We start from the raw sequence: 7,699 nt of genomic DNA, 5'->3' as shown, positions 1-7,699 counted from the left end.
TCACAAGCACCCACACGAATTGCTTGATTCGATTTGTTAAAGAGCGTTTGGTTAAGAGCGTTTCGTCTCAACCGAGGCGCGCATTCTACGCTTTCCTCATTTGCTGTCAAGCGTTTATTTTGAAGTTTTTTTGCGAGAAACTCGTTTAGCTTCAAACACTTGACTCGCTGCGATCTCTCGTAGCGGGAGGCGAATAATACAGCGTTTAAAACCGCTGTCAACCTTCATCTCAACCGCTGTCGATCATTCGATCGAAGCACTTCCGATACTACCTGAATCGTCCAACTCTTTGAATCTCAAGGAGTTTTTCGTTTCGACTACGTCGGAAGTGGGGCGCATTATAAGGGGATTCGAAAGGCCGTCAAGCCTTAATTTCATGAAACTGAAACATTGAATGAAATGCCAATAACAGGCACCTTGCACCTCGCACCGCCAATTGCGCACTATATTGCACACCCCGCACACCTTCCCAAGGATAGACGCGCAGAAATGAACACCCAACCCCGCAGCCTGGCCGCCACTCTGTTTCCGATCGGCCTGCTGCTCATCGCCATGGCCTCGATCCAGTCCGGCGCCTCACTGGCCAAAAGCATGTTCCCCATCATTGGCGCTCAAGGCACCACCACCCTGCGCCTGATTTTCGCCAGCATCATCATGTTGCTGATCCTCAGACCCTGGCGCGTGCGCATGACGGCCAACACCCTGCGCAACGTCGTCATCTACGGCATGTCCCTGGGTGGCATGAACTTCCTCTTCTATATGTCGCTGCAGACCACACCACTGGGTATCGCCGTGGCCCTGGAGTTCACTGGCCCGCTGGCCGTGGCGCTGTTCGCCTCACGCCGTGCACTGGACTTCGTGTGGATTGCCCTGGCGGTCGCCGGCCTGTTGTTGCTGCTGCCAGTCGGGCACGGCGGCCAGCCGCTTGACCTGCTGGGTGCCGCTTATGCGCTTGGCGCAGGTGTGTGCTGGGCACTGTATATCCTGTTCGGCCAGCGTGCTGGCGCGGAGCACGGTATCCAGAGCGCCGCCCTTGGCGTAGTGGTCGCAGCACTGTTCGTCGCGCCCATCGGTATCGTCCATGCCGGCAGCACATTGCTCACCCCTGCCGTCATCCCGCTGGCCCTGGGCGTTGCCGTACTGTCGACCGCCCTGCCCTACAGCCTGGAGATGGTTGCCCTGACCCGCATGCCAGCCCGTACCTTCGGCACCCTGATGAGCATCGAACCGGCAATTGGCGCATTGTCCGGCCTGCTGTTCCTCGGCGAAGTACTGAGTACCACCCAGTGGCTGGCGATTCTTGCCATCATCGCAGCCTCGGCCGGCGCCACGATGTCCATGCGCCGCGAGTCGAAACCAGCAGTTGCCGCAGATTGATTTGAGAAATATTTTCATTTGAGACGCGATTAATCGTTGTCCCCATTCGCCCCGCTGATTAAGCTGTCACAAAATCATAATCTTGACGCTATCTACTTGTGCGCACACGGAAGTCGAGGAACACTCAGGAAGAACCGAAGCGACAACGACAGGGTCAGACAGCTGGTCAGCCCTGCATTTAAGGACAGGAATGAAACGTATTTTGATCATCCTGGCCGTCTTGGCCATTGCCGGATGCGCCGCAACGGCCAAGACTGAGGTCAAAAAGGGGAGAAAGGGCCTGCATATCAATTGCTCCGGCCTGTCGTCTTCGTGGGACAAGTGCTACAGCAAGGCAGCCACTTCCTGCAGCACTCGCGGTTACAAGGTAATCGCCCGCTCCGGGGACACTGACGAAGAGCCCGGGGACTACCTGTTCGGCATCAACCCCGCCGGCTATACCAGCCGTAGCATGATCGTCATCTGTAAATAGGAAAGGGCAGCCCGAGCGCTGCCCTTCTTTCATTTACCGACCTGCCATCCAACCGCTCAAAGCGGCGCCGTACGCAGCTTCAGCCAGTCCAGCGCCGCCCCTTGCAGCAAGGGTGCCAGGCGCTCACGCACCGTTGCGTGGTAATGGTTCAGCCAATCCCGCTCTTCCTTGGCCAGCATCTCGGGAAGCAGGCAACGGGTATCGATAGGGCACAGCGTCAAGGTCTCGAAGCGCAGGAAGTCACCGAACGCGCTTTTGCCCGAGGCGCGGTTGGCCACCAGGTTCTCGATACGCACACCCCAGGCTCCAGGCCGGTAGGTACCCGGCTCGATGGAGCTGATCATGCCTTCCTGCATTGCCGTCTGCGGCGTGGTTGCCGCCTGGTAGGCAATCACCTGGGGGCCTTCGTGCACGTTCATGAAGTAGCCAACGCCATGCCCGGTGCCATGGCCGTAGTCGACCTGGTCCGCCCAGATCGGCGCCCGCGCGATGGCATCGAGCAACGGTGACAGGATGCCGCGCGGGAAGCTGGCACGCGACAAGGCGATCATGCCCTTGAGTACGCGCGTGCAGTCCTGCTTCTGCTCCAAGGTCGGACTGCCCACGGGGACCATCCGCGTGATGTCGGTGGTCCCCCCCAGGTATTGCCCCCCAGAATCGATCAACAACAGGCCATCACCTTCGATAACCGCATGGGATTCTTCGGTAGCACGGTAATGCGGCATCGCGCCGTTGCCGTTGAACGCCGCAATGGTCGAAAAACTCAACGAAACGAAGCCAGGCCGGCGGGCACGTGCAGCGCTCAACTGCTCATCGACCGTCAGCTCGGTGATGACCTCCCGGCCCTGATGCGCCTCAAACCAGGCGAAGAATTCGCACAGCGCCGCGCCATCCTGTTCCATGACCTGGCGGACATGCACCAGCTCCTCTTCCCCTTTGCGTGACTTGCTCAGCGTGGTCGGGTTCAGCCCTTCGACCAGTTGCACCTCAGCATCCAGGCTCTTCAGCAAGCCGCAGGTCACGCGAGCGGGATCGACCAGCAGCCGGCTACCGGCCGACAGCCCCGCCAAGGCATCGTGCACTGCCGTGTAATCGCGCACGTCGATGCCATCGAGCTCTAGCACATGGCGCAAATGCTCATCGAGCTTTCCGGCACCGACGAACAAGGTCGCCTGTGCCTTGCCGATCAATGCGAAGGATACGAAAACCGGGTTGTACGACACATCGCTGCCGCGCAGGTTAAACAGCCAGGCGATGTCGTCCAGGGTCGCGATGAAGTGCCAATCGGCGCCCTTCTCCTGCAGCGCGGCCCGCAGCTGGGCGAGCTTCTGGGCACGACTGACCGTGGCGTAGGGCGGCAGGTGCTGATAGATCGGGTTGGCTGGCAGCGCCGGGCGGCCTTCCCAGACTTCGGCGAGCACGTCCCGATCGGTTAACAGACGCGCTGCGCGAGCCTTGAGCTGCGCTTCGAGCTGGCGCGCCGGTGCCAGCGCCATGACCGCACCATCCACAGCCACGGTGCCATTGACCCGAACATTGTCCCCGAGCCATTCGAGCGCACCCGGCTTGCCCGGCAACAGCTTCATCAAGGCGATGCCGCTCCCCGCCAGCTCCTTCTCGGCTTGCTCCCAATAGCGGCTGTCGACCCACACGCCGGCAAAATCTGCAGTGACCACCAGAGTGCCCACCGAACCATCGAACCCCGACAACCACCGACGCCCTTGCCAGTAGCCTGGCAGATACTCGGAAAGATGCGGGTCGGCCGACGGTACCAGCAGGGCATCGATCCCCTCCCGGCCCATGACCTGGCGCACGCGCGCCAGGCGCTGCGGCACACTCTGCTCAATCGTGGTCTGAACGTTCATGCGCACTCCTGCGGAAACATCGTGGTTATTCCAGGATGAGGATAATGGAACAGCGGCCACGGTGTCGCAATCGTGACGACCGACTCACGGCACGCTATGCCCATGACGTCACCTGCAAAAAGGACGCTTCCTACAACCAGCCTGGGACCATCAGTCAATTCCAGCTGAACTTCCCGCTGACACCGGCTTCACAACCTGTACATTCATTGCACACAGGCAGACGCCCATGCCCAGTGCCTGCGACCAGAAAACCGCCGTGGTACTGCTCGACACCCGTGAGCACACCTCGGAACATGAACATGCCGTGCACCTGAAGCTCGCTGAACGCCTGGCCCGGCTGCTGGGCTGCGATGCCGTGCTGCCCGACGTGCCGGCCAGGGAAGACCCGAGCTGCTATTACCTGCCTACCGAAACCCTGGTGGGCCCTGAGCGTTATGCCTCCATGGGCATTCGCAGCGAGCAGGACCTGTTCGGTGGCCTCGTCAGCCACCCCTACATGGCCACCAAGGCCATTTCCCACCCGTTACCGGCCGATGCCGAATTCCCGCCGGGCTGGACCGATGCCTTCGCCCGCCAGGCCAGTGATGCCCTGCTCTGCGGCTACACGGTGTTCAGCAAGGCCGATGCCCGGCGCGCCACCCGGCTGCTGCTGCGTGACGGCCCATTGCGGGTGAAGCCGGTACTGGCTTGTGCTGGCCGTGGCCAGCACGTCATTACCCAGGCGGATGAACTGGAACCGCTGTTGGCCAACATCGACGACCGGGACCTGGCCCTGTGGGGCCTGGTGCTGGAGGAGGACCTGAGCAAGGTCGAGACCTTCAGCGTCGGCCAGGTCCGCGTCGCAGGCCTGGCCTGCAGCTACCACGGCACCCAGCAGCTGACCCGTGACCACCAAGGCACCGAGGTCTACGGCGGCTCCGAACTGGTCGTGGTCAGGGGTGACTACCATGCCCTGCTGCAGCGGCCTCTGGAAGACCACGTGCGCCTGGCGATCAACCAGGCCATGGTCTACGAGCAAGCCGCGGAACAGCATTTCCCGGGTTTCATCGCCTCGCGCCGCAACTACGACATTGCCCGCGGCACCACGGCCCAGGGCCATCTGCGCAGCGGCGTGCTTGAACAATCCTGGCGTCTGGGGGGAGCCAGCAGTGCAGAGCTCCTGGCATTGCAGGCATTTGCCGATGACCCGGCCCTGCAGCAGGTATGCGCGTCCACCCATGAAGTATTCGGCGCCCCCGACCTGCCCACTGACGCCACCCTCTTCTATCAAGGAAACGACAGTGAACTCGGACAACTCAGCAAATACGCACGAATTCGCCAACATGAGCATTCAGAGTGAAACCGTGGAACTGCAAGTCGATGGTGACAGCATCGTCGGCACCCTGGTCAGCCCTGGCAGCAAGATGCCCGGCATTCTCTTCGTCCATGGCTGGGGCGGCAGCCAGCAGCGCGACCTGGCACGCGCCCGGCATATTACCGGCCTGGGCTGCGTGTGCATGACCTTCGACCTGCGTGGCCACGAAAAAACCGAAAGCCAGCGCCTGACGGTCACCCGCGAGCAGAACCTCAAGGACCTGCTGGCCGCCTACGACCGGTTGGCCAGCCACCCGGCGGTCGACAGCACCGCCATCGCCATCATCGGCAGCAGCTACGGCGGCTACCTGGCCACCCTGCTGACCTTGCAGCGGCCGGTGAAATGGCTGGCCCTGCGGGTGCCGGCAATGTACTGGGACGACGAATGGAACATGCCCAAGCAGGCCCTCGACCGCCAGCGTCTCAATGCCTACCGCCAGCGCACCCTCGGCCCGGCGGATAATCGCGCGCTGGCGGCCTGCGCCGAGTTTGCCGGCGATGTGCTGCTGGTCGAGTCGGAACATGACGACTACGTACCGCATTCGACGCTGATGAGCTATCGTTCGGCCTTCGTCAGCGCACACTCGCTGACCCACCGGATCGTCGATGGTGCCGATCACGCGTTATCCAGCGAGCAAAGCCAGAAGGCTTACAGTTCGATCCTGGCGGCCTGGATCAGCGAAATGGTGGTCGGCGCACGCCTGGACCGCTATCCACACTACGCGCCCTGGTATGCCTGACTGCCACCGACCTGGCAGTGCAGGCCTCCATCAGCCGCGCGTACCAGGCTGCGCAACGTCTGGTAGGCGGTAAAGTTGACACCGCGCGCCTGATGGCGGCTGAGCAGGTCGAAGAACGGCTCTTCAGCAAAACACTCCGCAGCCTCCACCCAGGCCAGGCGTGACTGCCATTGCAGGTACTGCAAGACGCGGCTGCCATCGTCGCTGGCCTGGATGCTGACACTTTGCAAACCTTGGCAACGCGTGGCCAGTTCTTCGCTGCGCGTGACCAATGCCTCAGCCAGCGCTGCCTGGCGCGAAGCGGGCACTTCATATTCGATCATCTGAGTGAACCACAGGGAATGCTGTGTGGCCGTCATGGCGGGTCTCCTTGCTACGGCGCTTGCTACGGAATGGCCAGCAGGGTAAAACCTCCAGTTAACTCAAGGTCAAGCGATTTTTCCCATGCCGAGCTCAGACTCCATCACCCCCGACAAACTGCTCAGTGTCGGCCAGCTGGCAGCGCGCAGCGGCGTGGCAGTGACCGCGCTGCATTTCTATGAGACCAAGGGGTTGATCCAAAGCACCCGCAACGCTGGCAACCAACGGCGGTATCGCAGGGCCATGCTGCGCCGGGTCGCAGTGATCAAGATGGCCCAGCGCCTGGGCATACCGCTGGCGGAGATTGCCGCTGCCCTGGCCGCGCTGCCCAGCGACCACACCCCGACCGCCGAAGACTGGCAACGGCTTTCGGCATGCTGGCGCGACGACCTGAGCCGGCGCATCGACGAAATGGTCAGGCTGCGCGACCAGCTCGACGGCTGCATCGGCTGCGGCTGCATGTCGCTGAAGGAGTGCCCGCTGCGCAACCGCCAGGACCACCTGGCTGATGCAGGTCCGGGCCCGCATCTACCCTGATCAGGGCAGCGCGAGGCGTTGCCGGTACGCGCTGGGCGTCAGCCCGGTGATGCGCTGGAACACCTTGCGAAACGCCCCCGGGTCCTGATACCCCACACCCCAGGCAATCTGCTCGACCGTGCGCCGGGTGAACTCCAGCATCCGGCAGGCCCGCCCTACCCTGACCTGCTGGCAGTACTCGGTCGGTTTCAAACCGGTGGCCGCACGAAAGCGCCTGAGGAATGTGCGCGCTTCAAGCCCGGCGCAGGCTGCCATGCCGGCGAGGTCGGCGTCTTGCGCCCCACCGCCCTGCAACCAGTGCTGAACCCTCAGCACCGCCTGGTCACCATGATCCAGGCGCGGCCTGAACAGCGCCCCCGGCAACGGCCGGGTGACCGGTTCGACGGACAGGTAGCGCGCTGTTTCCCAGGCCACGGCGGCACCCAGATAGCGCTCCAGCAGGCGCAACCCCAGTTCGGTCCAGGCCATCAACCCGGCTGAAGTCATGATGTCGCCGTCATCCAGCAGCGGCTGGTTGGCCTCCACACGGACCTTGGGGTAGCGCTGGGCAAGGGCATGCGCATAGTTCCAGTGGGTACTCGCGGCCCGTCCATCGAGCAGGCCGCTGGCAGCGATGAAGAACACGCCGATGCACACCGAAGCCAGCACGGTGCCCTGGCCATGCCATTGGCACAGCGGCGGCCGGTGCCGCTCAAGCAACTCCACTGCAGGCGTCGACTCGAGGCTCGGCGGAATGATCAGCACACGCGGCGGGCGGCCCGCCGTGCCGCAGCTATCCTCAAGAAGCTGCAACTGCCCCGCCTCGTCGACCTGCCAGTGGCTGATACGCACCTGTGGCAACTCGACCGCGCCCAGTTCGGCGGCCACGCGATTGGCCACGCTGAACAGGTCGCTCAGGCCATGCAGCGCCGCGCGCTGAGCGCCCGGGTAGTGCAGCAGGCCAATCTCCAGGCTGCCGGGGCTGTCAGTTTTTGCCGTCATTGTGTCGATTGCGC

The 7,699-nt window shown here is 62.7% G+C and carries 8 protein-coding genes; 5 read left to right on the top strand and 3 right to left on the bottom strand.

Going from position 1 to position 7,699, the window contains the following annotated elements:
* Positions 1-489 precede the first annotated feature (489 nt).
* Both rhtA and CAF78_RS26430 read left to right on the top strand, forming a co-directional pair.
* Positions 490-1,377, top strand: a complete 888-nt coding sequence (gene rhtA / locus CAF78_RS26435) for a threonine/homoserine exporter RhtA (protein WP_085673054.1) — start codon at positions 490-492, stop codon at positions 1,375-1,377.
* Positions 1,378-1,567: 190 nt separating this feature from the next.
* Positions 1,568-1,849 carry a hypothetical protein gene (locus CAF78_RS26430; RefSeq protein WP_085673052.1) on the top strand — a complete coding sequence of 94 codons (282 nt, stop codon included), beginning with the start codon at positions 1,568-1,570 and terminating at the stop codon, positions 1,847-1,849.
* Between the two features lie 56 nt (positions 1,850-1,905).
* On the opposite strand, the gene CAF78_RS26425 is transcribed toward CAF78_RS26430, so the two are convergent.
* Complete coding sequence (locus CAF78_RS26425) at positions 1,906-3,714, bottom strand: aminopeptidase P family protein (RefSeq protein WP_085673050.1); 1,809 nt, start codon at positions 3,712-3,714, stop codon at positions 1,906-1,908.
* Between the two features lie 226 nt (positions 3,715-3,940).
* Between CAF78_RS26425 and CAF78_RS26420 the strand changes: the two genes are divergently transcribed.
* Together CAF78_RS26420 and CAF78_RS26415 are read left to right on the top strand one after the other, a co-directional pair.
* Positions 3,941-5,053 (top strand): DUF3182 family protein, encoded by a 1,113-nt coding sequence (locus tag CAF78_RS26420; RefSeq protein ID WP_085673048.1) that lies wholly within the window; start codon positions 3,941-3,943, stop codon positions 5,051-5,053.
* The gene (locus tag CAF78_RS26415) at positions 5,037-5,807 is read left to right on the top strand and encodes a S9 family peptidase (RefSeq protein ID WP_085673046.1); all 771 of its coding nucleotides are present in this window, start codon (positions 5,037-5,039) and stop codon (positions 5,805-5,807) included. The genes CAF78_RS26420 and CAF78_RS26415 overlap by 17 nt, the downstream gene beginning before the upstream one ends.
* Here CAF78_RS26415 and CAF78_RS26410 read toward each other — a convergent pair.
* On the bottom strand, positions 5,786-6,166 hold the full coding sequence (locus CAF78_RS26410; protein WP_085673044.1) for an antibiotic biosynthesis monooxygenase: 381 nt from the start codon (positions 6,164-6,166) through the stop codon (positions 5,786-5,788). The genes CAF78_RS26415 and CAF78_RS26410 overlap by 22 nt on opposite strands.
* A gap of 85 nt (positions 6,167-6,251) precedes the next feature.
* Here CAF78_RS26410 and soxR point away from each other — a divergent pair, with 85 nt between their 5' ends.
* Positions 6,252-6,704 carry a redox-sensitive transcriptional activator SoxR gene (gene soxR, locus CAF78_RS26405; protein WP_085673042.1) on the top strand — a complete coding sequence of 151 codons (453 nt, stop codon included), beginning with the start codon at positions 6,252-6,254 and terminating at the stop codon, positions 6,702-6,704.
* Here the strand turns inward: soxR and CAF78_RS26400 are convergent, their stop codons facing one another.
* Positions 6,705-7,685: a GlxA family transcriptional regulator gene (locus tag CAF78_RS26400; protein WP_085673040.1), complete on the bottom strand. Its 981-nt coding sequence runs from the start codon at positions 7,683-7,685 to the stop codon at positions 6,705-6,707. It lies immediately after the preceding gene.
* Between the last annotated feature and the right edge of the window lie 14 nt (positions 7,686-7,699).

Source organism: Pseudomonas sp. R28(2017) (genome assembly GCF_002112505.1).
Taxonomy (GTDB): Bacteria; Pseudomonadota; Gammaproteobacteria; order Pseudomonadales; family Pseudomonadaceae; genus Aquipseudomonas.
Note: the sequence above shows the minus strand (reverse complement) of the source record. Positions and strands in the feature narration are given on the sequence as shown.